At 70.9% G+C, this 23,205-nt stretch carries 21 protein-coding genes and 1 tRNA gene; 11 read left to right on the top strand and 11 right to left on the bottom strand.

What is annotated here, in order from left to right; all coding sequences use genetic code 11:
• Positions 1 to 47: 47 nt before the first annotated feature.
• On the bottom strand, positions 48 to 1,790 hold the full coding sequence (locus ACIBHX_RS29175) for a CBM35 domain-containing protein (RefSeq protein ID WP_397070490.1): 1,743 nt from the start codon (positions 1,788 to 1,790) through the stop codon (positions 48 to 50).
• Positions 1,791 to 2,051: 261 nt separating this feature from the next.
• Here ACIBHX_RS29175 and dnaG point away from each other — a divergent pair, with 261 nt between their 5' ends.
• Together dnaG and rpoD are read left to right on the top strand one after the other, a co-directional pair.
• The gene (dnaG, locus tag ACIBHX_RS29170) at positions 2,052 to 3,893 is read left to right on the top strand and encodes a DNA primase (RefSeq protein ID WP_397070489.1); all 1,842 of its coding nucleotides are present in this window, start codon (positions 2,052 to 2,054) and stop codon (positions 3,891 to 3,893) included.
• 437 nt (positions 3,894 to 4,330) lie between these two features.
• A complete protein-coding gene (gene rpoD, locus ACIBHX_RS29165) occupies positions 4,331 to 5,434 on the top strand; it encodes an RNA polymerase sigma factor RpoD (RefSeq protein WP_397070488.1) in 1,104 nt (367 codons plus the stop codon).
• Positions 5,435 to 5,526: 92 nt separating this feature from the next.
• Here the strand turns inward: rpoD and ACIBHX_RS29160 are convergent, their stop codons facing one another.
• Positions 5,527 to 6,378, bottom strand: a complete 852-nt coding sequence (locus tag ACIBHX_RS29160; protein WP_397070487.1) for a haloalkane dehalogenase — start codon at positions 6,376 to 6,378, stop codon at positions 5,527 to 5,529.
• Between the two features lie 81 nt (positions 6,379 to 6,459).
• On the opposite strand from ACIBHX_RS29160, the gene ACIBHX_RS29155 reads away from it, so the two are divergent.
• A complete protein-coding gene (locus tag ACIBHX_RS29155; RefSeq protein ID WP_397070486.1) occupies positions 6,460 to 6,936 on the top strand; it encodes a MarR family winged helix-turn-helix transcriptional regulator in 477 nt (158 codons plus the stop codon).
• Between the two features lie 175 nt (positions 6,937 to 7,111).
• Here the strand turns inward: ACIBHX_RS29155 and ACIBHX_RS29150 are convergent, their stop codons facing one another.
• The 7 genes from ACIBHX_RS29150 to ACIBHX_RS29120 are packed head-to-tail and all read right to left on the bottom strand — an operon-like array spanning position 7,112 to position 15,381.
• A complete protein-coding gene (locus ACIBHX_RS29150) occupies positions 7,112 to 7,918 on the bottom strand; it encodes a glutamate ABC transporter substrate-binding protein (protein WP_397070485.1) in 807 nt (268 codons plus the stop codon).
• Positions 7,915 to 9,276 carry a hypothetical protein gene (locus ACIBHX_RS29145; protein WP_397070484.1) on the bottom strand — a complete coding sequence of 454 codons (1,362 nt, stop codon included), beginning with the start codon at positions 9,274 to 9,276 and terminating at the stop codon, positions 7,915 to 7,917. Before ACIBHX_RS29145 ends, ACIBHX_RS29150 begins: the two co-directional genes overlap by 4 nt.
• Positions 9,273 to 9,899 (bottom strand): FHA domain-containing protein, encoded by a 627-nt coding sequence (locus ACIBHX_RS29140; RefSeq protein ID WP_397070483.1) that lies wholly within the window; start codon positions 9,897 to 9,899, stop codon positions 9,273 to 9,275. Before ACIBHX_RS29140 ends, ACIBHX_RS29145 begins: the two co-directional genes overlap by 4 nt.
• Positions 9,899 to 11,191 (bottom strand): VWA domain-containing protein, encoded by a 1,293-nt coding sequence (locus tag ACIBHX_RS29135; protein ID WP_397070482.1) that lies wholly within the window; start codon positions 11,189 to 11,191, stop codon positions 9,899 to 9,901. Before ACIBHX_RS29135 ends, ACIBHX_RS29140 begins: the two co-directional genes overlap by 1 nt.
• Positions 11,184 to 11,990, bottom strand: coding sequence for a PP2C family serine/threonine-protein phosphatase (locus tag ACIBHX_RS29130; protein ID WP_397070480.1), 807 nt, complete (start codon positions 11,988 to 11,990; stop codon positions 11,184 to 11,186). Before ACIBHX_RS29130 ends, ACIBHX_RS29135 begins: the two co-directional genes overlap by 8 nt.
• 8 nt (positions 11,991 to 11,998) lie before the next feature.
• Positions 11,999 to 14,215 carry a tetratricopeptide repeat protein gene (locus ACIBHX_RS29125; RefSeq protein WP_397070479.1) on the bottom strand — a complete coding sequence of 739 codons (2,217 nt, stop codon included), beginning with the start codon at positions 14,213 to 14,215 and terminating at the stop codon, positions 11,999 to 12,001.
• On the bottom strand, positions 14,212 to 15,381 hold the full coding sequence (locus tag ACIBHX_RS29120) for a hypothetical protein (RefSeq protein ID WP_397070478.1): 1,170 nt from the start codon (positions 15,379 to 15,381) through the stop codon (positions 14,212 to 14,214). Before ACIBHX_RS29120 ends, ACIBHX_RS29125 begins: the two co-directional genes overlap by 4 nt.
• A gap of 179 nt (positions 15,382 to 15,560) precedes the next feature.
• Between ACIBHX_RS29120 and ACIBHX_RS29115 the strand changes: the two genes are divergently transcribed.
• From ACIBHX_RS29115 to ACIBHX_RS29105, 3 genes are read left to right on the top strand one after another with little or no spacing between them, the layout of a single operon-like run.
• A complete protein-coding gene (locus ACIBHX_RS29115) occupies positions 15,561 to 15,716 on the top strand; it encodes a hypothetical protein (protein WP_397070477.1) in 156 nt (51 codons plus the stop codon).
• Positions 15,717 to 15,748: 32 nt separating this feature from the next.
• A complete protein-coding gene (locus ACIBHX_RS29110) occupies positions 15,749 to 17,026 on the top strand; it encodes an amylo-alpha-1,6-glucosidase (protein ID WP_397070476.1) in 1,278 nt (425 codons plus the stop codon).
• Positions 17,023 to 17,496 carry a hypothetical protein gene (locus ACIBHX_RS29105; protein ID WP_397070475.1) on the top strand — a complete coding sequence of 158 codons (474 nt, stop codon included), beginning with the start codon at positions 17,023 to 17,025 and terminating at the stop codon, positions 17,494 to 17,496. Before ACIBHX_RS29110 ends, ACIBHX_RS29105 begins: the two co-directional genes overlap by 4 nt.
• Here ACIBHX_RS29105 and ACIBHX_RS29100 read toward each other — a convergent pair.
• Positions 17,493 to 17,795 (bottom strand): YtxH domain-containing protein, encoded by a 303-nt coding sequence (locus ACIBHX_RS29100; RefSeq protein ID WP_397070474.1) that lies wholly within the window; start codon positions 17,793 to 17,795, stop codon positions 17,493 to 17,495. The genes ACIBHX_RS29105 and ACIBHX_RS29100 overlap by 4 nt on opposite strands.
• A 128-nt stretch (positions 17,796 to 17,923) precedes the next feature.
• Between ACIBHX_RS29100 and ACIBHX_RS29095 the strand changes: the two genes are divergently transcribed.
• From ACIBHX_RS29095 to ACIBHX_RS29075, 5 genes are all read left to right on the top strand, one after another.
• Positions 17,924 to 17,998, top strand: a tRNA-Asn gene (locus ACIBHX_RS29095).
• 111 nt (positions 17,999 to 18,109) lie between these two features.
• Positions 18,110 to 19,267 (top strand): sensor histidine kinase, encoded by a 1,158-nt coding sequence (locus ACIBHX_RS29090; RefSeq protein ID WP_397070473.1) that lies wholly within the window; start codon positions 18,110 to 18,112, stop codon positions 19,265 to 19,267.
• Positions 19,255 to 19,878, top strand: a complete 624-nt coding sequence (locus tag ACIBHX_RS29085) for a response regulator (RefSeq protein ID WP_397070472.1) — start codon at positions 19,255 to 19,257, stop codon at positions 19,876 to 19,878. The genes ACIBHX_RS29090 and ACIBHX_RS29085 overlap by 13 nt, the downstream gene beginning before the upstream one ends.
• 235 nt (positions 19,879 to 20,113) lie before the next feature.
• A complete protein-coding gene (locus ACIBHX_RS29080) occupies positions 20,114 to 21,238 on the top strand; it encodes a nitric oxide synthase oxygenase (protein WP_397070471.1) in 1,125 nt (374 codons plus the stop codon).
• Positions 21,239 to 21,278: 40 nt separating this feature from the next.
• Positions 21,279 to 22,052, top strand: a complete 774-nt coding sequence (locus ACIBHX_RS29075; RefSeq protein WP_397070469.1) for an enoyl-CoA hydratase-related protein — start codon at positions 21,279 to 21,281, stop codon at positions 22,050 to 22,052.
• A 12-nt stretch (positions 22,053 to 22,064) separates the two neighbouring features.
• On the opposite strand, the gene galK is transcribed toward ACIBHX_RS29075, so the two are convergent.
• Entirely contained in the window at positions 22,065 to 23,177 is a 1,113-nt protein-coding gene (gene galK, locus ACIBHX_RS29070; protein WP_397070468.1) for a galactokinase, read from the bottom strand.
• Positions 23,178 to 23,205 lie beyond the last annotated feature (28 nt).

Here is a 23,205-nt window from a genome sequence, read left to right as displayed (position 1 = left end):
GGGGCGGCGGCAGCCGTACAGCCGGTGAAAGCGACGGCGGGGGGAGGCTATTGCGGGGCTGTGGTGATGAAGTCGTCCGGTTTCATGACGACGGGGGATTCGAGGTAGAGGCTGCGGTACTCGTCCTGGATGCCGCCGTTGTGGATCTGGATGGCCAGCGGGCCGACCTGGCCCGCGGTGATGTCCTTGAACGCGAGCACCGGCACCGCCGTGCAGGTGGGGGCGCCGGCCGTGAGCGGGCAGCAGGCCATCTTGGCCTGGCCCGTTGACTGGTTGGCGACGAGTTCGCACTGCGCCCAGTTATGGACATCCCACTTCGTGTGCGGATATGTCGTGAACAGGGAGCCTCCGCCGTTGTTGTGGCCGGGGCGGTAGTCCCAGTGGCCGCCGTTGGGCGGCTGGAACTGGATGGCGCTCAGCGCGTCACGGATCGGATTCGTGGTTCCCCAGATCAGGACCGTGGGCGCGTGATCCCCGGTCACCTGGCGCACGTTGAAGATCCAGCGGAACGTGCCGGTCTGCTGCTTGTTGTAGTAGATCCACCCCCGGCCCGCTGTGCCTGTGCCGTGGATGGCGCCGTTCTTGACGGTCCAGCCGGCCGGGTCGTGCGGCGTCCAGCCGTTCAGCGTGGTGCCGTCGAACATCGGGACCAGGTTCGGGTCGCCGTACGGGTTGGTCGAGGCCGACGTGTGGACCCGCAGGTCGGGACTGGGTGGTGAGACGTTGCCCGCCGCGTCCCTGGCCACGACGTGGACCACGTGGTCGGCGTCGGCGGTCAGGCCGCCGCACGTGCCCGTCGTCGTCCGCGTGGTGCCGCAGGGGGCCGAGCCGCCGTCGGCGTACAGGTCGTAGGCGGCCACGCCCACGTCGTCGGTCGAGGCGGGCCAGGTCGCGGAGACGCTGCTGGGGGTAATGGCGGTCTGCGCGGGCTGCCCGGGAGCCGTGGGCGGCAGGGAGTCGACCGGCGAGACCGTCAGCTTGTCCAGGTTGGGGCCGCCCGTCGCGGCCGTGGCGGTGGCCCTGACGAGGTTGGTCCCGGCGTTCAGCTGGGCGGGGATCGCGACGTCCGCCCAGGTGTCCCAGTTCGCGGTGGGCGGGAACGCCTGTGCGGTCACGGTCCCGTTGACCGCGAGGTCCAGCGGGCGGTCGCCTGTCGTGCCGTTGGCGTACCGGAGGGTCAGCGTTGCCCTGCCCGCGCTGGGAGAGGTGATCGTCCACTCCACGTAGCCGCCTGAGGTGTTGACGTAGTCCACGAAGCCCGAGCCCGTGAAGCCGGTGTGGTTGGACGCCACGCTCGCCTGGGACAGGGTGGCGGACTCCGCCTGGTAGACCGAGCTCTGGTCGATCTCCACGTAGTCCAGGTTCGGGTTGCCGTTGGCGCTGGTCGCGGTGATCCGCACCGTGTTCGCGCCGGGGTGCAGCGGGGCGTCCAGCGAGTAGGTGGCCCAGGTGTCCCAGCTGCCCGTCCCGGCGAAGGCGTGCGCGGTGACCACCGCCGCGCCGTTGACGGTGACCGTGGCGGGGCGGTCGGTGGTCGTGCCGTTGGCGTAACGGATGGCCAGGCTCGCCGGCCCCGAGGCGGGCACCGCGAACTCGACGTAGCTGCCTGCCACGTTGTCGCCGTTGACGTATCCGGTGCCGGAGTAGCCCGGGTGCGTGGTCTCCAGGACGCCCTGGGAGATCGTGGCGTTCTCCGCCTCGTAGCGGACGGCTGCCGCCTGGGCGGGTGGCGCGCCGCTCAGGGCGGCCGCGAGGAGGGCCAAGGCTCCCAGTGCTGCCCGTAACACCATGGTGTGCTCCTTCGGCCGATTTATCGTCTTTGTTAGGAAAATTTCCTAACAGTGCAAACATCGGATCATTCGGCTCCTGGGTCGTCAAGACCCGGCGGGGCGGTTCCCGTGCCTCGTCGCGGTGGGACGGGTCATCACCTGAGTACCGTCCTGGACAGAAACCCGCGCGGGTCGGCGGGTAGCGGATGGGGCGGCCTGCCGTACAGCTCGAAAGCTCCAATGACGGCGGAAAGCGTCGGTGCGCGGCAATAGACTCGATCCGTGGCTGGACGGATCCGTGATGTCGACATTGCGCTCGTGCGCGAGCGGTCTCCGATCGCCGATGTGATCGGCGAGCACATCCAGTTGCGGAACGCGGGCGGAGGCAACCTCAAGGGCCTGTGCCCCTTCCACGATGAGAAGTCCCCTTCCTTCAACGTGACCCCCGAACGCGGCATGTACTTCTGCTTCGGTTGCGGAGAAGGCGGCGACGTCATCACGTTCGTCGAGAAGATCGAGCATCTGGGCTTCAGTGAGGCCGTGGAGCGGCTGGCGCAGCGGGCCGGGATCCACCTGCAGTACGAGCAGGGCGGCTATGTGCCGCGGCGCGACCACGGAGAGCGGGCGCGGCTGATCGAGGCGCACAAGGCCGCCGCGGAGTTCTACCGCGACAAGCTGCTGACCCCGGAGGCCGCGATCGGGCGGCGGTTCCTGTCGGAGCGGGGGTTCGAGCGGGCCGACGCGGAGACCTTCGGCGTGGGCTACGCGCCCAACGAGTGGGAGGCGCTGGTCCGGCACCTGATGCAGCGCGGGTTCGCCGCCGAGGAGCTGGTCAAGGGCGGGCTGGCCAAGGAGGGGCGGCGCGGGCCGATCGACCGCTTCCGCGGGCGGCTGATCTGGCCGATCAGGGACGCCACCGGCGACGTGATCGGGTTCGGCGCGCGCAAGCTGATCGACTCCGACGACGGCCCGAAATACCTGAACACCCCCGAATCCCCGCTCTACAAGAAGTCCCAGGTGCTCTACGGGATCGACCTGGCCAAGCGGGAGATCTCCAAGCGGTCGCAGGCGGTGATCGTCGAGGGCTACACCGACGTGATGGCCTGCCACCTGGCCGGCGTGCCGACCGCGGTGGCCACCTGCGGCACCTCGTTCGGCGAGGAGCACATCAAGGTGCTGCGGCGCTTCCTGCTCGACCAGTCGGCCGCCACGGGCGAGGTGATCTTCACCTTCGACGGCGACGCGGCCGGGCAGAAGGCGGCGCTGCGGGCCTTCGCCGACGAGCAGAAGTTCGTGACCCAGACCTACGTGGCCATCCAGCCCGACGGGCTAGACCCCTGCGACCTGCGCATCAAGCAGGGTGACGCGGCCGTGCGCGACCTGGTCGCCTCGCGGGAGCCGCTGTTCCAGTTCGCGATCCGCTCCACCATCGGCCGCTACGACCTGCGCAGCAACGAGGGCAAGATCGCCGCGCTCGACGCCGCGGCGCCCATCGTGGCCGGGATCAAGGACGTCGGCCTGCGTAAGCGCTACGCCATCGACCTCGACCGCTGGCTCGGCTTCATGGACGAGCGCTTCGTCATGCAGCGCATCGCCGAGGTCGGCGGCGCCCAGCAGGGCCGCCCGCAGCGCGCGCCCAAGGCCGCGCCGACAGACCCGAACGTCAAGGTCGAGGGCGAGCTGCTCAAGCTGGCCGTGCAGCGTCCCGCGCTGCTCGGGCCGCGCTTCGACGCGCTGGAGGCGCGGGCGTTCACCGCGCCCGACCACGTCGCGCTGCACGCCGTGGTCGTCGCCGCCGGCGGCACGGCCGCCGCGGGTCACGGTGGGCGTGAGTGGGTCGACCGGCTGCTCGAGCACGCGCCCGACGAGGCCGCGCGGGCGCTGGTGACGCGCTTCGCCGTCGAGGCCATCCGGGCCGACTCCCACGTCGAGGAGCGGTACGGCGCGGCCATGCTCGCCGCCATCGAGGCCATCGCGGTAGACCGCGCCATCGCCCAGGTCAAGTCCCGCATCCAGCGCCTCAACCCGGTCGAGGAGCAGCAGGAGTACAACAAGCTCTTCGGTGAGCTGGTTGCCCTCGAACAGCAACGCCGGGTCCTGCGCGACCGAGCCGCCGGCAGCTGAGGCGTGGAGTTCCCGGTGCGCGGGTTTCGGCGCCGGGTGAGGCGGTTCTCAGGGATCGGCATGGCCTGCCGTACTGGATGTCAGGTGCGTTGTCCGGAGCGCCGAGCGATCTTTGGCGCGCGGCAAAGCGTGATTTCCCGGTGGTTGTCAGGGAATCTAGTGAGAAGTCGCGCGAACAGTATGTTTGCTGGGCATCTGGGCAGGGTGAGCGTGCGCCCGGCGCTGGAGAGCCGCCGGGCGCGCCAAACCTGATCGCGTAATTGACTTTACTTTCCTGATCAAACTCCGGCTAAACCTTAAATAGATCTCAATGTGGTACGCAGCAACGTCTTACCTTCAGTGCCAAAAATGGGTCTGCCATTTTATGGAACCAATACTGCAGACTGTCTCCCGTGGGTGCATCGGTGCTGCCAAGCGGCCCGCCATCGGTAGATCAGGTGGCGGACCTCGTCGCGAAGGGAAGGGAGCGCGGAAGCGTAACCGTCGATGACGTTGCCGCCGCGCTCGACCGATCCGAGCTGCCGTCCGACGCGCTGGAACGCGTCGTGCGCATGCTCGCCGAGAATGGTGTGGAGGTCCTCGAGCCCCAGGGCGATGAGGAAGTCGCACGCCCCGAGGACGAAGACGTAGGCAAGCGGGCGCCGACCAGCGATCTGGTCCGTATCTATCTCCGAGAGATCGGACGCGTCCCGCTGCTCACGGCTGAGGAGGAGGTGGAGCTCGCCAAGTCGATCGAAGCCGGCCTGTTCGCCGAGGACAAGCTGGCCAACGGGGTTTCGCGTCTGGCCTTCCCGGAATTCAGGGAACTCGTCTGGCAGGGCACCCGGGCCAAACAACGCCTCATCGAGGCCAACCTCCGGCTGGTGGTGTCGATCGCCAAGCGGTACGTCGGCCGCGGCATGCTTTTCCTCGACCTGATTCAGGAGGGCAATCTGGGCCTGATCCGGGCGGTGGAGAAGTTCGACTACACCAAGGGCTACAAATTCTCCACGTACGCCACCTGGTGGATCAGGCAGGCGATCACCCGGGCGATAGCCGACCAGGCGCGCACGATCCGCATCCCCGTCCACATGGTGGAGACCATCAACAAGCTGGTCAGGGTTCAGCGCCAGCTCCACCAGGATCTGGGTCGCGAGCCGATCCCCGAGGAGATCGCCAAGGAGATGGACCTGCCGGTCGACCGCGTGGTGGAGATCCAGCGCATCGCCCAGGAGCCGGTCTCGCTGCAGTCTCCCATCGGCGAGGAGGACTCCGACCTCGGTGACTTCATCGAGGACGCCGACGCGGTCGTGCCCATGGAGGCGGCGGCCTTCATCATGCTGCAGGACCAGCTCGACGACATCCTGGCCACGCTTTCCGACAGGGAGCAGCGCATCATCCAGCTCCGCTTCGGCCTGGCCGACGGGCATCCGCGCACGCTGGAGGAGGTGGGGCGCGAGTTCGGCGTCACCAGGGAACGGATCCGCCAGATCGAGTCCAAGACCCTGGCCAAACTCCGCCACCCGACCCGCGCCCAGATGCTGCGCGACTACCTGGACTAGGTGGGATTCGGCGGGCCCGGTCTCTTTCCCCGGGCCCGCCGCGCTTTACAGGACGCCCGCCGTACACGGGCACTGGGATGCGGGGCGTGGGCCTAGACGAGGAAGTGCTTGGCGGACCAGTCCTTGATGGCGGTGCCGATCGCTTCGGGCTGGTCCTCGGAGGCGTGGTGACCCGCGGGGCCGACGTGGTGGGTCTCCAGGGCGGCGATGTTGGCGGCGCACCAGGCTGCCAGCTCAGGTGTGATGAGCAGCGTGGGCGAGGTGTCGAACGTGAGCAGCAGCTTGGGCACGTCGTCACTGGTCGCCAGCCACTTCTGGTACCCGTTCAGCCGCTGGGTCACGTCCGCGGGGTCGCCGTCGAGCGGGGACGAGCGCGCCCACCGCAGGAGCGGGCGGCGGCTGTCGCGGGTGGGGTACGGCTCGCGATAGGGCTCGATCTCCTCCTGGCTGAGCGGGTTGAGCACGCCGCCGGTGAAGGCCGTGTCGATCAGGAATGTCTGGTCGAGCACGAGCGACTCACCTTCGGGGGAGCGCAGCCGCTCGGCGCGGGCGCGCGCCTGGTCGGACAGCTCGGACCAGGACAGCGATCGCACGATCGTCTCGAAGAAGGCCACGCCGCGCACCCGGTCCGGATGGCGGGCCGCCCAGTCGAAGGCCAGCGCCCCGCCCCAGTCGTGCCCCACGAGCACCACCTGGTCAAGCCCGAGCGCGTCGAACCAGGCGTCAAGGTAGCGGGCGTGGTCGTCGAAGCTGTAGCCGATCTCAGGCTTGCCCGAGCGCCCCATACCGATCAGGTCTGGTGCCAGCAGCCGTCCCGGCACGTGCGGCATGACGTTCCTCCACGCGTGCGAAGAGGACGGGTTGCCGTGCAGGAAGACGATCGGCGCGCCGCTGCCGCGCTCCTCGTAGTGGATGGTCGAGTCGAGCACCTCGATGGTAGGCATCTGTTAGTCTCCCTAACGTTTATGACACTAACGAAATTACATCGTTAGTGCGACTAACGCAAGGGGTCTAGGATCGTGACCATGACCACGCAGAACAGCGGGCACCTCGGCGACACCACGGAAACACCGGCACGCCTGCGCAGGTTGCCGAGCAGGTTGCTGTCGATGGCCGCGGCGCACGCGGATCGCCTCATCGCCGCGGGCCTGGCGGCGGAGGACGCCCGCAAGTGGCACTACGCGGTGCTCGTCGCGCTGGACGAGTCGGGACCGGCGAGCCAGGCCACGCTGAGCCGCCGCACCGGGATCTACCGCAGCGACCTGGTCGCCGTCATCAACGAGCTCGCCGAGCGCTCCCTGGTCGAGCGCGCCCCCGACCCCGACGACCGCCGCCGCAACGTCATCACCCTCACCGACCGCGGCCACGCCCACCTGGCCCGCCTCGACGAGGTCCTGGAGACCCTCCAGAACGGCCTCCTGGCCCCCCTTGCCCAGGAGGAACGCGCCACCCTCGTGACGCTGCTGACGCGGCTCGTGGACCACCACAGCCAGGCCACGTGAGCGACCGGCCAGGGGGATTCCGAAGCGCCGTTACGGCGGGCCACCGTCACCGACTCGCCGCGCGCGCCGGTCACGGGCCCTCAGCCGGAGTACGGCGGGCGGCGGGTGGTGCGGCCTGCCGTACAGGAAAAGAAGCCGGAGGCGGGCCGGGGGAACGGCCCGCCTCGGGGCATCGCTAGGAGCAGCCCTCGAACTGGGGGACGGCGATGGTGGTGAGGGACAGGCCGGCCGCGTCGAACCAGCGGTGCAGGAGGCGGGCCGCCGTACCGTCCTGGTACATGTCGGTGATCGCCCGGTTGACCGCCTCGCAGCCCTCGACGTCCGTCTTACGCAGCCCGATCCCCGTGCGCTGCTCGTTGAACTTGGCGTTGACGAGCTTCAGCCCGTCGTTGGTCGCGGCCAGCCCGGCCAGGATGACGTCGTCGGTGGTGATGACGTCCAGCTGGGAGGACTTCAGCATCTGCACGCAGGTGTTGTAGTCGGCGACGGGCACCACCTGCGCCTGCACCCTGCGCTCCTCGATCACGCGCTGGGCCGCGTTCGACCCCTTGACCTGGCAGATCCTGCGGCCCTTCAGGTCACGCACGTTGTCGATGCCGGTCTCGTCCTTGCGGACCAGCAGGTCCTGGTAGGCGATGATGTACGGCCCGCCGAACAGCACCTTCGCCTTGCGGTCCTGGCTGATGGTGTAGGAGGCGAGCACCATGTCCACCTTGCCGGAGGTCAGCGCCGACTCCCGCTGCGCGGCCAGCACGGGGGTGAACTCGATCTCGGTGCCCAGCTTCTTGCCGAGGTAGCGGGCCACGTCGACGTCGAACCCCTCGAAGGTGCCGTCCTTCTTCTTGACGCCGATCAGCGGCAGGTCCGGCCGTACGCCGACGATCAGCTTCTCCTTGCCCACGATGGTCTCCGGCGACCCGCTCCCGCAGCCCGCCGCGACGAGGGAGACCAGGACGAGCAGGGTGGGGAGCAGACGCTTCATCGGTACTCCTTCAGCCGTGGCCAGACCCCGGCGGCGACCAGCAGCCCGATCGCCCCGATCGCGAAGGGGAGCAGCCGCCACAGGGTGTCGAGCGCGTTCTCGCCCGACGCGCTGGCCTCCTCGAACACCTTCTGATGCTGAGCGGCCAGCGACAGCATCGCGTCGTCGAAGGCCTGGAAGCCGGCGTCGACCTGGGTGAGCCGCTCGGAGACGGCCTGGCCGGCCTGCCCGGCCAGCGCGAGCTGCCTGAAGGCGCGGTCGGACTCCTCGAAGCGCCCGTAGGTGTCCAGGACGTTCCTGCCGCCCGGCTCGCCGAGCTGCGCCCCCAGCAGGCCCTGGTAGTCCTTGGACCCGGCGGCCACCTTCGCCTGGTAGGTGTCCAGGTTCGTGGCGGGCAGGTAGACCACGGTCTGCGACTTGTCGAGGAAGGTGTGCTCGTAGGTGTCGGCGCGGCGATTGTCCAGCAGGTAGCGGCTCTGGTCGCCGTGCAGGCTGTTGCTGATCGCCCTGGCCTTGGCCAGCGTGAGCACCGAGTCGAACCCGTCCACCTTGGCGGTGCGCAGGTCCTGCTCCTCCTTGCCCAGCACGCTCACCCCGGCCACCAGCGCGACCAGCGTCACCACGGTGGCCGCCAGCAGCGCGAGACCGAACACGCGGCGGAAGCGCCGCGACAGGTACAGCTGCAGCCACACCAGGCAGCCCAGCGCCAGCAGCCCGGCCACCACGACGGCGAAGCGCACGAGCGGGATCGTGGCGCTCTTGTCGTCGTAGGTGCGCCGCACGATCGTGCCGCTCTCCAGGGTCAGGTTGTAGGCCTGGGGCAGCAGGACCATCTTCATCAGGTCCGTGGCCTGCCGGTAGACCTGCACCACCTTGGCCGGCGGCGCGCCCGCCGGGTGGTTGGCCTGCTGGTCGAGCAGCAGCGCCTGTCCGGCCAGCCGCTCGTAGCGGCCGAGCGAGTCGAGCACGGACTGGACGGTCCGCCGTCCCGCCGGGTTGTCGCCCGACAGCTGGAACGCCTTGAGCAGCGCCTGGTTGGCCTCCGAGCGCCGCTGCTCGTAGCGGGCTACGGCGTCTGCGCGCTGCTTGCCGTAGTCCCTGCCCATCAGCAGCGCGTCGGCCACCTGCGTGTCCATGTCGCTCAGGCCCAGGTAGAGCCCGGCGGTGGCGACGACCTGCGGCCCCGAGTCGCGGCCGATCACCCGCAGCCCCTCGCGGGCGTTGGAGCTGCCCACGGCCAGCGCGGAGAACAGCAGCGCGAGCGCGAGCACGCTCACGCCGGTGATGACGCGGATGCGGCCGGGGACGCTGCGCCGGACCTCCACCGGGGCCGGCGGCGCGGCCTGCACCATGGTCATGGCGTCCCCTCGCGGATCGTGATGACCGTCCACGCGCCCAGGTGGATGCGGTCGCCAGGCCCGACGGGCACGGGCTGGTTGATCGGGAGCTGGCGGCCGTTGATCTGGGTGCCGTTGGCCGAGCCCGGGTCGACCAGCAGCCACGATCCGTCAGGCTGCTCGAGCAGTACGGCGTGCAGATGCGACACACCGGGATCCTCGGGCGGCCCGGTCAGGTCGATCTCCGGCTGCAGCCCGCGCGCCTTGCTCCGCCGCCCGATGCGGACCTCGGGACCCGCCAGCGCGAAGGAACGTTCCGGACAGTAGTGCGGGAACTGCATGGCCGCGGCGTCAGGCCCGCCCTCAGTGACGATCTTCTCGTAGTAGGTGCGGTCGGCGGCCGTGACGGCCTCCCAGCGCGCCCCCACCGTGGGCAGCTGGATCGGCGCGCCCGCGCCGGTGAAGTCGTGGCCGCACACCTCGCAGAACTGGCCCGCGCGCGGCGTCTGGCATACCGGACAAAGCTCCACGTCGGCCGGGGGAGGCGTGCTCGCCTGCGGAGCGGGCGCCCCGCCGATCTGGGCGCCGCACACGTCGCAGTAGTCGTCGGAACCCGACGGGTGGCCCTGTGGGCAGGTCGCCATCAGCTGCCCTCCTCGTTCTTGCGCAGCCGGCTGGTGCGGACCGAGCCGGTGTCGAGCTCGATCTCGTCGTTCTTGTCCACGTCGCGGCGCAGCCTGGCGGTGCCGGTGCCGGGATCGACCTCGACGACCTTGTCGAGCAGCCGGGCGGTGTCCTCGCGTCCGGACTCCTGGGCCAGCTGCTTGGCCTTGGCCAGGCGGGCGGTGGCGGTGTCGACATCGCCGGCGGCGCGGGCGCTGAGGCCGTCCTGGATGAGCTCGTGCAGCTCGGCCTGGCCGGTGTAGTGGGCGACCTTGCGGTTGAGCTGGGTGGACTGGGCCAGGTCGTCGGTCCACTGGGCCAGGACGTTGCCGCTGGCGAAGACCTCCTGGGTGTCGGGCAGCACCAGCTTGACCCACCCCGCCCTGATCTCCTGGGCGATCTGGCCTGGCGGCACCTCCACGCACAGGTGGTACTCGCGTTCCTCGGTGCCCCACGAGCCGGTCGGGTAGTCGCCGGTGAGCGGGTTGACGTCGGTGCGCTTGCCGGTCAGGTCGAGCAGCGTGGGGGAGACCTGCTTGACGAACTTCAGCGTGGCCGTCTGCGGGACCCAGATCCGCATCGCCAGCTCGGCCACGGTCTTCGACATCGACGTCTGGGTGATCTTCTGGAAGAAGGCGGCCAGGTCGCCCTGGTCGCGTACGAAGTCGAAGGTGCCGAGCAGCGCGTCGGCCACCTTGCGCAGCTCGGCGGGCACCCAGTCGGCTCCCACGCCCAGGCTGTCGCAGGTGAAGTGGCCCTCGCAGTGTGCCAGCGCCGCGGCGAAGCGCTCGGGACCCTCGTTGTTCTGCCCGTCGGTCATCAGGACGGCGTGCTTGATCGCGCCCGGCTGGGTCGACAGCAGGTTCTGCGCGAGCAGCAGCCACTGGCCCATCGAGGTGCCGCCGTTGGCGTTCAGCCGCCCGATCGCCTGCTGGGCCTCGGCCCTGGTGGCCGCCGAGGCCCGCACCAGCTGGTTGCCGCGGGGGTAGACGACCTTGGCGGTGTCGGTCCCGGCGATCACCGCGAAGTGCACGCCGTCGCGCAGAGTCTGCACGGCCGTGGCCGCGGCCTGCCGGGCTTCCCTGATCTTGCTGCCGCTCATCGAGCCGGAGGTGTCGATGACGATGACCTCGGCCGCCTCGGACGGCGCCGAAGACATGGTGGTCACCTGTCCCGTGGAGGAGATCGTGAGGATGGCGTGCACCTCGCGCCCGTCCAGCGGGAGGTACTTGTTCTGGTCGATGTGGAGCGTGAACGTGGGCTGGTCACCCATGCGAGCCTCCAAAGGGGATCAGGACGATGGTCACGTTGTCTTGGCCGCCGGAGTCGAGCGCGTGGCGCAGCAGCACGCGAGCCAGGTCCATGGGGTTGTCGGATGCGGGGAAGGGATAGCCGTTGAGGTAGCGCCACAGGCCGTCGCTGCACACGAGCAGCAGTCCTGGCTGCTTCGGTGCGAGCGTGCGAGTCCGCAGCTCGACGTCGCCGGAGTCGGCGCCGAGCCATGCGGTGATCTCGCCGGTCGGAACGGCGTCGTCCTCGGTGAGCAGCGTCCCGTCGGGCAGCCAGTAGGCCCTGGTGTCGCCGGCCCAGCCGAGCGTGATCTGTTCGGCGGTGACCACGGCGGAGACGTAGGTGCAGGCCGGCGCGTCGTCGATGGAGGTGGCCAGCGCGTTGACCGCCTGGCCTGCCAGCTCGAAGGCCTTCTCCTGCGACGACCCGTCGGCCAGCGCGGCCGAGGCCGTGGCGACCGCCGCCGCGGAGGCCTGGTCGGCGCGGGGCGAGCTGCCCACCCCGTCGCAGACCACGGTGATGATCGCGCCGTCGGCCGCCAGCAGGGCCATGGCGTCCTCGTTGCGGCTGCGGCGCAGGCCGCGGTCGGTCACCCCGGCCGCGCCGCCCTCCAGTTCCAGCACGGAGTGGTCACGCCCGGTCGGCTGGCGGACGCCGCAGCGCTCGCAGTAGCCGTCGGCGTCCACGGCCGGGGCGCCGCACGCCGTACAGGCCGGGGCGCCCAGGGGGTGGCCGCAGGCCTCGCAGAAGGAGTCCCCGGTCACGACCGGGGTCTCGCACACGGGACATTTCATATCCAGGTCCTGGGTCGAATGGCGTTGGCGCGGTTGACGAGCACGTGCTTCTCCTGGCGGGTGTCGGCCGAGGCGGCGAGCCTGCGCAGGGTCGCCTCCAGCTGTCTGCGCATGCCCGCGTCGGTGAGCGGGGCGCCGGCCAGGCTCATGCCGTTGGCGGGCTGGTTGCCGGCCGCCAGCCAGCGCAGCGCGGCCTCGAGCAGCTCGGCCGTGAGCGACTCGCGCCGGCGCGGCGCCACCTCGACCAGGTCGTCCAGGCGGTCGGCGGCGTCGATGAGCTGCTCCGGCTTGACCCGGTCGACCGCGTGGTGGCGGGCGATGGAGGCCACCAGCGCCATGTCGGCGGGCACCCGGTGGCTGGAGGAGGACGGCACCTCGTTGAGCACCGCGACCCGGCCCGTCCTGGCCAGGCCGAAGGCGGCGCTGACGAAGGAGCGGTCGGTGCGCCACACGGTGATGTACCAGGGCGAGGGGTCCTGGCCCGCGCACTCCAGCGCGAAGGCCAGGGCCAGCTTGGGCGCGAGCTCGCCCGGCAGCATCGAGAAGCAGGCGTCGAAGTACTGCACGGCCTGCCCCGCGTTGCCGCTGGTCAGCGCGTGCACGCCGCGGTACCAGCTGAGGCGCCAGTCGCCGCCGATCGCCTGCTCGGCCTGATCCAGGGCCTGGGCGGTGGCCGGGCCCTGGTCGCCGCCCTGCTCGGCCATGAGGCGGATCTTGGTCAGCATGGTCTCGGGCGTCTGCGGCATCCCGCTCACCTGGGCGATCAGCTGGACGGGGTCGCGCCCCACCAGCCCGGCCAGCGCGCCGGCGGCCGGGTCGAGCGGGTCCATCAGCGGCACCGGCAACGCCCTGGCCGCCGCCAGCGGATCCAGCGCGTCGAACACCCGGCCGGTGTCCTGCGACAGCGCCGCCCCCGCGGCCAGCCGCTCGGGCCCGAACAGCCGCGACTGCGCCGGGTACGGCACGCCGTCCGCGATCGCGCTGACCTCCCGCAACACGCCGACGAGCTGGTCCTCCATGTCCAGCGCGCTGGCGAACCTGAGGTTCGGATCGTGCGCGGTCGCCCTGCGCAGCAGCCTGGCGAACGACTCGTTCCCGCAGTCCTGCGGCAGCGGCACCGCCTGCCCGCTCTTGGCCGGGCTGAAGTTCTGGATGGCCAGTACGGCCAGCGTCCGCCCCACCGTGTACAGGTCGGAGGCCACCGAGGACGGCATGGTGTCCAGCTCGGGAGCGTGGTAGCCGACCGTGGCCCACGAGGTGCCGGGAGGCGACCCGATGCGCTGCACGGCGCCCAGGTCGATGAGCCTGAGCCGCTTGCCGACCCGGATCACGTTGGCCGGTTTGAGGTCGCAGTAGACCAGGCCCTGCTCGTGCAGGTAGCCGAAGGCGCGCAGGATCTCGCGGCCGTACATGAGCGTCTCGCGCAGCGGGATCGGACCCTGGCGGCGCAGCTCGTGCAGCGACTGGCCGCCGACGTACTCCATGACGATGTAGCCGAGCCCGGCCGAGCGCTGGAAGTTGAAGATCTTGACGATGTTGGGATGGTCGACCGTGGTCAGGAAGCGCCGCTCGGCCTCCGCCGCGGCCAGCGCCTCGGCGTCGGCGGTGTTGAGCAGGCCCTTGAGCACCACCCAGCGGCCGTCCAGGTTCTCGTCGGCGGCCAGGTAGATCCAGCCGAGCCCGCCGTGCGCCAGGCAGCCCAGCACCCGGTACTGGGCGGCGACCAGGTCGTCCTTACCGAGCTTGGGGGTGAAGGAGAACTGGGTACGGCAGTGCGGGCAGAACCCCTCGGGCAGGCCAGGCCGCCCGCTGCGGGAACGGCCGACGGGCTTGCCGCAGGCGGGATTGGCGCAGAAGCGCTTGTCCTCGGGCACCTCGGGGTTGGCCAGCACCGCGGTCGACGGGTCGCGGTAGGGGATCGGCGGCAGGTCGTCCAACGAGTCGCCGAGCACGCCGGCCCGGGACCGGTTGCTGCTCGTGGGGGCTGTCATCGGCCGGCTGAGCGGGGTGCTCATGCCCCTGCTCACCGGCGAGGTGTCCGGTGACGGGGGACCTGTCTGCGAGGGTGGGGGCATCACCTGCCCGGTCTGGAAAGGCACCTGGCCGCCGGATGGCTGAGCCTGGGGTGCCGGGGAAGCGGCAGCGGCGCCGCAGAGGTCGCAGTAGCCGTCCTCGATCGTCCCGGTGCATCCGGGCTGCGCGCAGCGGGTCATCGCCCACCTCCGTGGATAGCACGCTGGTAAAGGTCGACGGCGTCGGCCGCCCTCGTGAGGTCGCAGGGGGCGCTCCACAACAGCACCCTGGCCTGCTCATAAGCCTGGACGGCGGCGCGGTCCTCGGCCCGCCCCCGCCGCACGGCCATCGCCTGGGTGGCGTCGAGCCGCCCGCGCAGCTCGTCACGCCTGCTCACCAGGCCGTACAGCGCTCTGGCGGTGGCCTGGGCCTGCTGCAGCGCCTGGGCCGTGTCGCCTTCGAGCGCCGTCAGCCGGCTCGACCTGTTCAGCCAAGTGTCGGCCGAGAGATCGAGCGCGTCGAGCCGGCCGGCCAGGTCCTCGGCGCGGCTCCTGGGTGAGGCCTGCGGCGGTAGCGCGATCTTGGCGACGACCTGGCCGTGGGCCAGCCGTGCCTCGCTCTCGGCCGCCCGGACCCGGTCGAGCGCGGCCACCAGGTCCTCGCGGCGCCTGCCGTACTCGCGCTTGACCTGCAGCGCGCGCTCCAGGTCGGTGCGGGAGCCGGACAGGAGGCGGGCGATGCGGTCGAGTTCGGCCGCGGAGGGCGGGGAACCGAGGGGGTCTTCGATCGCGCCGCCGCGCAGGCGCTTGAGGTCGGTCTCGACCTGGGTCAGGTCGAGACTCTCGCCCAGCTCCACCTGCAGGTCGTGGATGGCGCGCAGCTGGGCGTCGGCGTCATCCAGGCGGGGCAGGCAGGCGTTCCACGCCGCGTCGATGTCGGTGAGGGTGGCGGTGACCTCGCGGAAGGCGGCGTCCATCCGGGTCACGGTCTCGTCCATGGTCAGCCGCTCGTCGGCCTCCGGCAGCAGTGAGCGCTGCTCGACCGGCTTGGCGGCGGCCTTCAGCACCACCGAGCGCCCGGCCAGCAGCGCGGTCAGCTCGGCCAGCTCGTCCGCGCCCAGCCTGCCGCGGCCGGCCCTGATCTGCTCGGCGTCGCGTAAGACGGACCGGTAGGCGTCGTAGAGGCCCCACAGGGTGGCCAGCGCCGCCTGTGCCGCCACCCAGCGCTGCTGGGTGGCTCCCCGTAAGTTCGAGCCCTTGAGTAGCTGGTAGGTGGTGTGCGACTCAAGGTCGAGCAGGTCGCCGGAGATCCTGTCGCGCTCGTCGGCGCGTGCGCGCAGGGCATATTCGGCGCCTTCCCTGCTCATTGGTGGTCCCTGGCCCATCACACTCCCCGTGAGAAGGGTCCCCCTTGGCCCGATTCACTCGGCTTAACGGCAAGCATGGCGGGTTGGTTCCTGCCGGGGTAAGGGGGAGCCCTGACTTGTCCCTGATTCAACCCTGTATCACCTGCAATTGGCTTAAACGATCTCGTAACGTCATAGCCATGGGACGCATTCTTCTGATCATCGCCGCGATCATCGCCGCCTTCATCCTCGTCGGCCCCCTCGTGGGGTTCGCCTTCACGCTCCTCAAGTGGGGGCTCATCATCGGTGCCGTGGTCTTCGGCGTCATGCTCCTGTCGAAGTGGGCCCGAACGTAGCGCTATAGGACGACGGGGCGCATAGTGGGTTGATGGAGGCGCGGCCAGCGGTCGACGATGCCGCGCTCGGGCGCGAGGCGCTGTCCGTGCTCGAGGCGAACTGGACGGGGACCGCCACTGTGCCCGCGCCCGGCCTCTACCCCCACCAGTGGAGCTGGGACTCGGCGTTCGTGGCGATCGGGCTGGCCAGGCACCGGCCCGACCGGGCCAGGGCCGAGCTGCTCAGCCTGCTGAACGGGCAGTGGTCGACCGGCATGGTGCCGCACATCGTCTTCCACACCCCCGAGGCCTACTTCCCCGGACCGTCCGTCTGGCGTTCGCAGGACCACGAGGCCGCGCCGCGCGGCGTGCTCACCTCGGGCCTGACCGCGCCGCCGCTGCACGCGCTGGCCATCTGGTGGCTGTGGCGGCACGCGGGCGACGCCGACCTGGTCAGGCAGGTCTACCCGGCCCTCAGCGCGCAGCACGCCTACCTGTCCACCGCCCGCGATCTGGGCGGTGCGGGGCTGGCGGCGATCGTGCACCCCTGGGAGTCGGGCATGGACGACAGCCCCGCCTGGGACCAGCCCCTGGCCGCCGTGCCCGAGACCCGGTACGGCTACCGCAACGTCGACCTGGAACAACGCCATCCCGACAGCGACCACGACCGCTACGTCTGGCTCGCCCTGGCCTATCGCAACTCCGGATACCGGCCCGAGTACCTGCGCGACGAGCATCCGTTCGCCATCGAGGACCCGATGTTCAACGGGATCTGGCTGGCCTCCTGCCAGGCGATGGCCGAGCTCGCGCCGGTGGCGGGCGCCGACCCCGTGCCGCACCTCGAGCAGGCAGAGCGCATCAGGCACGCGCTGCTCGAGCGGCTGTGGGACGGCTGCTTCTACGCCCGCGACCTGCGCGCCGACCACCTCATCAAGGTCTGCACCGTGGGCGGGTTCGGCCCGCTGCTGGATCCGGGGCTGCCCAGCGACCGGGTCAGCGCGGCCATCGACATCCTGGAGTCGGCCCGCTTCATGGGCGCCACCGGCTACCCGGTGCCCAGCTGCGAGATCCGCGCCGCCCAGTTCGACCGCACCCGCTACTGGCGCGGCCCGTCCTGGGTGAACACCAACTGGCTGCTGCGCAGGGCCGCGGCCGTCCACGACCGCGTGGCCCTCGGCCAGCAACTGGCCAACGGCACGCTGCGGCTGGTACGGCAGGCCGGCTTCCGCGAGTGCTTCGACCCCTTCGACGGCAGCGGGCGCGGCTGCAGGGACTTCAGCTGGAGCGCGGCGCTCACCCTGGATCTGCTCGCCGATACCGTGGAGCCATGAGTTTCCTGCGGCGCCTGCCCGCTGAGGTCCGTAAGTCCCTGGCCACCGAGCCGGGGGAGCGGGTGCTGACGTTCGCCCAGGGGGAGGACGGCTACGTGGTGGCGACCAACCTGGCGCTGTTCATGGCAGACGGCACGCGCGTGCCGTACGAGACGATCGACAGGGCCGGCTGGGACGAGGACGGGCTGCGCGTGCTGACCACCTCGGGCGAGGTCCGCCTCGAGCGGCTGACCGAGCCGCGCATGCTGCCCGAGACCGTGCGTGAGCGCGTCAACGCCACGATCGTGGTCAACAAGCACGTCGACCTGCCGGGGCGCGGCGGCGTCCGGCTGGTGGCCAGGCGCAGGCCGGGCGGCGAGGTGCTGGGCTGGACGCTCGTCTTCGACGACGGTCTCGACCCCGACGATCCCGGCCTGCGTGCCCAGGCGGAACAGGCACTCGAAGGAGTGCGGCGCAGCATGGGCGTCTAGTACGGGATGCTCGGCTCCTCCGGCTTGCTCTCCTCGTCTGGCCAGCCCGTGCCCGACTCGTGGTCGGCCGACCTCATGAACGGGATCCGCTGCTGCAGCGCGCCGCCCACCCTGGTCTTGGCCGCCCCGGCCGCCTTCGACACCTGCGCGCCCATCAGGCCCGCGGCTTCCTGCACCCTCGGGCTGTCGGCCACCCGCCTGGCCGCGCGCTTGATCTGCTCGTATCGCTCGCGGCCCGCCCTGCTGCCCAGCACATAGCCGATGACCAGCCCGGCAGCGAACGCCATCCGATAACGCATCTTCCACCTCCGCTGTCTCCGGGCCTACCCCGCTCACGATGCGACACGCACTCCCGGCATGCGCTAATCTATTTCTGCGCCGAACGGGAAGCCCCACCAGGGGCCGCCTGAGCGGCGTAGAAGCACGATCCCGCGTAGCTCAACGGCAGAGCAGCCGGCTGTTAACCGGCAGGTTATAGGTTCGAGTCCTATCGCGGGAGCCACCGAGAAACCCCTTCCAGGTCTGGAAGGGGTTTTCTTGTTGTGTACGGCAGGCCGCCCCACAATCCACCGATCGGTGGACACCGCGAAGCGGGAGCGGAACACTGCTGATCATGGATGGCAGTCCCGTCGCCGCACGGGCCGAGAACGCCTGGCGGCGCTCCTATCCGTACTGGGACGCGTTCTTCGCGGTCGTGCTCGTGGCCACGATCGTCGCCATCGCCGGGAACCAGGACCCGCCGCCGCGCCTGTTCGGGGCCGTGGCCGCCCTGCTGCTGCTGGCCGCCGCCTACCTGTGGATCGGGCGGGCGGCCGTGCGCGCCGAGGCGATCCCGGCGCGCGGCAGCGTGCCGTTCGCGTGGCTTTCTGTGGCGCTGTTCACGGCCGCCGACGTGCTCGACCCGGCGACGGGGATCGCGCTGTCCGCGCTGGTGCCGATCACGTTCATGACGCTGCGCAGGGCGCGGGCCATGGCCCAGATCGCGGCGCTGCTCGCGGCGCCCATCGGCGTCGACATGCTCCGCCAGGGCATCGATCCCCTCCTGGTCGCGATCACACTGGTGATCATGCTGTCGATCACCGCGCTGCTCGGCACGTTCATCGGGCGGCTGTCGGAGCAGAACACCGAGCGGGCGCGCCTCATCGACGAGCTCGACCGCACCCGTGACGAGCTGGCCGCCGTCAGCAAGGAGGCCGGCGTGCTGGCAGAGCGCGAACGGCTGGCCGGCGACATCCACGACACGCTCGCCCAGGGGTTCGCGAGCATCGTCATGCTGTTACAGGCCGCCGAGGCCGCCACGGGACCCAACCGGCACCTGACGCTGGCCGTACGGACCGCCAAGGAGAACCTGGCCGAGACGCGGGCGCTCATCGCGGCGCTGACGCCGCCCGCGCTGGCGGGAGCCTCGCTGGAGGAGGCGATCAAGAGGGTGGCCGGCGGGTTCGAGCTGCCGGTCGAGGTGCGCGTCAGCGGGCCGCCCGCGCGGCTGGGCGGCGAGGTGGAGGCAGCCGTGGTCCGCGCGGCGCAGGAGGGGCTGGCCAACGTGCGCAAGCACGCGGGCGCCTCCACGGCCACGGTGACGCTGGCGTTCGACGGCGACCGGGTCAGGCTGTCGGTGACCGACGACGGGCGCGGCTTCGAGCCGGACGCGGGCGGGTACGGGCTGCGCGCGATGCGCAGCCGGGTGGCGCGGCTGGGCGGCACGGTCTCGGTCGACAGCGCGCCCGGCCGCGGCGCCACGCTCGCCGTGGAGCTGCCGTGCTCGGAGTGATGATCGTCGACGACCACCCGATCGTGCGCGAGGGCCTGTACGGCATGCTGACCATCGAGCCGGACATCGAGGTGGTCGGCGAGGCGGGATCCGGCGACGAGGCGGTCGCCGTGGCGCCGCGGCTGCGGCCGGACGTGATCCTGATGGACCTGCGCATGCCGGGCGGCGACGGGCTGTCCGCGATCAGGCGGCTGGCCGCGGACTTCCGGATCATCGTGCTGACCACCTACGAGGACGACGCCGACGTGCAGCGCGCGGTCGCCGCGGGGGCCATCGGCTACCTGCTCAAGGACGTCTCCAGGGCCGAGCTGGCCGCCGCCGTCCGCTCCGCCGCGCGGGGCCGCACCGTGCTGGCGCCGTCGGTGGCCGCCCGCCTGGCCGAGCGGCGCCCGCCCGAGCCGGCGCCCGCGCTGTCGGCCCGCGAGCGGGAGGTGCTCGAGCTGGTCGCCGATGGGATGACCAACGCGGAGATCGGGCGGCGGTTGTTTATCGGGGCGGCCACGGTCAAGACCCACCTGCTGCGCGTGTTCGCCAAGCTCGAGGTCTCCGACCGCACCTCCGCGGTGCTCGCCGCGATCGAGCTCGGCCTGGTCCGCGGCCCCGGCCGCTAGCCCGGCAAGAGGTCACCGGATCGGCCCGTCTGGCGCTCCAGTCATCAGATCGGCGGACAAATCCCGGCTCGCCGGTGAAAAATGGGATCCGCCGTGCCAGGCTGGTGATCGCCGCCTGTGCGGCATCGCCGCGGACAAGGTCACGAGGGCGGTGCGGAGGGGCACCGCCGACAGGACGCGCCGCCCGGCCCGGAACCGGCGGGGCGCTCCGTGAACGGAATGCGTTGGTTGCTGCGTGCGTACCTGGATCAGGTCCTTGCGTCCCTTCGACATCCACGCCCTCGTCGAGCGAACGATCGACCTCCGCGAGGCGGAGCGTTTCATCCGGCAGTTCCACGCCGAGAACCCCGGCTCCGGCGACGTCAACGCCCGCCTGCGCGACGTCGCCAGGGACGTGGCCCGCTACGGCACCTACACCCACACCGTCGAGGAGCTCACCTTCGGCGCCCGCGTCGCCTGGCGCAACAGCAACAGGTGCATCGGGCGGCTGTACTGGCGCTCGCTGAAGGTGCGCGACCGCAGGCAGGTCACCGGCGCCGAGGGCGTGGCCCTGGAATGCGTCGCCCACCTGCGCGAGGCCACCGGCGAGGGCAGGATCCGCCCCACCATCACGGTGTTCGCGCCCGACATGCCCGCCCGCCGCGGCCCGCGGATACTCAACGAGCAGCTCATCCGCTATGCCGGGCACCGCGCCGAGGACGGCTCGATCATCGGCGACCCCCGCAACGCCGCGTTCACCGAGCTGGCCGAGTCCCACGGCTGGCGCGGCAGGTCAGGCCGGTTCGACGTGCTGCCGCTGCTCATCGAGCCCTCCTTCGGTCCGCCGCTGCTGTGCAACCTGCCGGGGGACGCGGTGCTGGAGGTGCCGATCTCGCACCCGGAGTACCGGTGGTTCGCCGAGCTGGGGCTGCGCTGGCACGCCGTACCGGCCATCTCGGGCATGTGCCTGGAGATCGGGGGGATCTGCTACCCGTGCGCGCCGTTCAACGGCTGGTACATGGGCGCCGAGATCGGGGCGCGCAACCTGGCCGACCCCGACCGCTACGACCAGTTACCCGTGGTCGCCGAGCGCCTCGGGCTGGACACCTCCACCGAGCGTTCGCTGTGGCGCGACCACGCCCTGGTCGAGCTCAACGTGGCCGTGCTGCACTCCTTCGAACAGGCCGGCGTCACGATGACCGACCACCACACCGAGTCGCGGCGCTTCCTGACGCACCTGGCGCGCGAGGAGAAGGCGGGGCGCGTCTGCCCGGCCGACTGGTCGTGGATCGTGCCACCGATCTCCGGCGGCGCCACACCGGTCTTCCACCGCTACTACGACGAGCGCACACTCAAGCCGGCCTACGTGCACCACCGGTGATCCTTGCGTTCAAGCCCTAGAACATGATTCGGTTATCGGCATGGCGGAACTCGTGCTCTCCTCGGTCGACCAGGGCGTGCTCACGCTCACCTTCAACCGGCCCGACCGGCTCAACGCCTGGACGGTCGAGCTCGGCCGGGTCTACTTCGACCTGCTCGAGCAGGCCGCGGACGACCCGGCGGTGCGCGCGATCGTGGTCACCGGGGCGGGCAAGGGCTTCTGCTCGGGCGCCGACTTCCAGACGCTGACCGCCCTCCAGACCGGCACCCACGACGAGGCCCCCGACCCGCGCCCGAACACCTTCCCCACCACGATCCCCAAGCCGATCATCGCGGCGGTCAACGGGGCCTGCGCCGGGCTCGGCATGGTGCACGCGCTGGTCTGCGACCTGGTCTTCACCGCGGCCGAGGCCAAGTGGACGACCGCGTTCCCGCGCCGCGGGCTGATCGCCGAGTACGGGCTGTCGTGGGTGCTGCCGCGCCTGATGGGCCAGCAGCGGGCGATGGACGTGCTGCTGTCGGGGCGGGTGTTCACCGGCGCGGAGGCCTACGAGATGGGGCTGGTCAACCGTTCGGTGGCGGGCGGTGCCGTGCTGGCCGAGGCACAGGCCTACGCGCGGGAGCTGGCGGTGCACAGCTCGCCCGCCTCGATGGCGATCATCAAGCGGCAGGTCTGGAACGACTGGGACGTCACGCTGGAGCAGTCGGCCAAGACCGCCGTGCAGGAGATGGTGGCCTCCTTCTCCCGCCCGGACTTCGCCGAGGGCGTCGCCTCCTTCCTGGAGCGCCGCCCGCCCAGCTTCCCTCCGCTCTAGCCTGCTGTACCGTCAGTCGAGCTTGCGCGCGCCCTGAGCGGGGGTGGCGGGCAGGAAGCGGGGGGCCGTCCAGCCCTTGGCCGCGAAGGCCTTGGTCACCTCGTCCTGCACGCTCGTCAGGCGATCGTCGGCGACCAGGGCGATGGCCGAGCCGCCGAAGCCGCCGCCGGTCATGCGGGCGCCGCGGGCGCCGCCGCGGATCGCGGCCTCCACGGAGACGTCCAGCTCGGGGCTGGAGACCTCGTACTGGTCGCGCAGCGACAGGTGGGAGGCGTTGAGCACGGCGCCGATCTCGGTGATCTGCCCGGCGCGCAACAGGCCGACCACGGCCTCGACGCGGTGGTCCTCGGTGACGACGTGCATCGTGCGCTTGCGCTCGTCGCCCTGCAGCCTGCCGAGCGCGCCGGCCAGGTCCTCCACGTCGCGCAGCGCCGCCACGCCGAGCTTGCGGGCGGCCGACTCGCACTCGGCGCGGCGCTTGGCGTACTCGCCGGTGGCGTGCTCGTGGTGGACCTGGGTGTCGACGATGAGGATCTGCAGCCCGCACGAGGCCAGGTCCAGCGGCACGTTGCGGTAGCCGAGGCTGCGGCAGTCCAGGAACAGGGCGTGGCCCTGCTTGGACAGCGCCGAGGCGGCCTGGTCCATGATGCCGCAGGGCATGCCGACGAAGTCGTTCTCCGCCTTCTGCGACAGCAGGGCGACCTCCATCGGCGTCATGCCGAGCCCGTGCAGCTCGTTGAGCGCGGAGGCCACCGACACCTCGAGCGCCGCGCTCGAGCTGAGCCCCGCGCCCTGCGGGATGTCGCCGTCGACGGCGATGTCGGCGCCGCGCACCCGGTCGCCCAGCATGGCCAGCACGCCGACGACGTAGCGGGTCCAGCCCTGGGAGTCGGCGTGGTCGGCGATCGTGACGGGCTCGCCCGAGGACTGCAGCGACAGCAGGCGGATCGTGCGGTCGGCGCGCGGCGTGACGGCGGCCGTGACACCCCACGGCACGGCGAACGGCAGCACGAAGCCGTCGTTGTAGTCGGTGTGCTCGCCGATGAGATTGACCCGCCCGGGGGCGTGCCAGACCGTCTCGGGCTCGGCACCGAAGGCCGAACGGAAAGCATCAATAACGCGCATGAACGCACACTCCTCAACAATGACCCGA

It is taken from the genome of Nonomuraea sp. NPDC050536 (assembly GCF_044457685.1).
GTDB lineage: Bacteria > Actinomycetota > Actinomycetes > Streptosporangiales > Streptosporangiaceae > Nonomuraea.
This window is presented reverse-complemented; position numbering and strand designations above follow the sequence as displayed.

Bases quoted from the DNA above. Each gene is read 5' to 3' on its own strand.
- ACIBHX_RS29115 (WP_397070477.1), top strand. From the start codon at position 15,561: ATGGGACGCATTCTTCTGATCATCGCCGCGATCATCGCCGCCTTCATC.
- ACIBHX_RS29125 (WP_397070479.1), bottom strand. From the start codon at position 14,215: ATGACCCGCTGCGCGCAGCCCGGATGCACCGGGACGATCGAGGACGGC.
- galK (WP_397070468.1), bottom strand. From the start codon at position 23,177: ATGCGCGTTATTGATGCTTTCCGTTCGGCCTTCGGTGCCGAGCCCGAG.
- ACIBHX_RS29135 (WP_397070482.1), bottom strand. From the start codon at position 11,191: ATGGGTGACCAGCCCACGTTCACGCTCCACATCGACCAGAACAAGTAC.
- ACIBHX_RS29150 (WP_397070485.1), bottom strand. From the start codon at position 7,918: ATGAAGCGTCTGCTCCCCACCCTGCTCGTCCTGGTCTCCCTCGTCGCG.
- ACIBHX_RS29155 (WP_397070486.1), top strand. From the start codon at position 6,460: ATGACCACGCAGAACAGCGGGCACCTCGGCGACACCACGGAAACACCG.
- ACIBHX_RS29160 (WP_397070487.1), bottom strand. From the start codon at position 6,378: ATGCCTACCATCGAGGTGCTCGACTCGACCATCCACTACGAGGAGCGC.
- ACIBHX_RS29090 (WP_397070473.1), top strand. From the start codon at position 18,110: ATGGATGGCAGTCCCGTCGCCGCACGGGCCGAGAACGCCTGGCGGCGC.
- ACIBHX_RS29105 (WP_397070475.1), top strand. From the start codon at position 17,023: ATGAGTTTCCTGCGGCGCCTGCCCGCTGAGGTCCGTAAGTCCCTGGCC.
- ACIBHX_RS29075 (WP_397070469.1), top strand. From the start codon at position 21,279: ATGGCGGAACTCGTGCTCTCCTCGGTCGACCAGGGCGTGCTCACGCTC.
- ACIBHX_RS29175 (WP_397070490.1), bottom strand. From the start codon at position 1,790: ATGGTGTTACGGGCAGCACTGGGAGCCTTGGCCCTCCTCGCGGCCGCC.
- ACIBHX_RS29145 (WP_397070484.1), bottom strand. From the start codon at position 9,276: ATGACCATGGTGCAGGCCGCGCCGCCGGCCCCGGTGGAGGTCCGGCGC.
- ACIBHX_RS29110 (WP_397070476.1), top strand. From the start codon at position 15,749: ATGGAGGCGCGGCCAGCGGTCGACGATGCCGCGCTCGGGCGCGAGGCG.
- ACIBHX_RS29100 (WP_397070474.1), bottom strand. From the start codon at position 17,795: ATGCGTTATCGGATGGCGTTCGCTGCCGGGCTGGTCATCGGCTATGTG.
- ACIBHX_RS29120 (WP_397070478.1), bottom strand. From the start codon at position 15,381: ATGAGCAGGGAAGGCGCCGAATATGCCCTGCGCGCACGCGCCGACGAG.
- ACIBHX_RS29140 (WP_397070483.1), bottom strand. From the start codon at position 9,899: ATGGCGACCTGCCCACAGGGCCACCCGTCGGGTTCCGACGACTACTGC.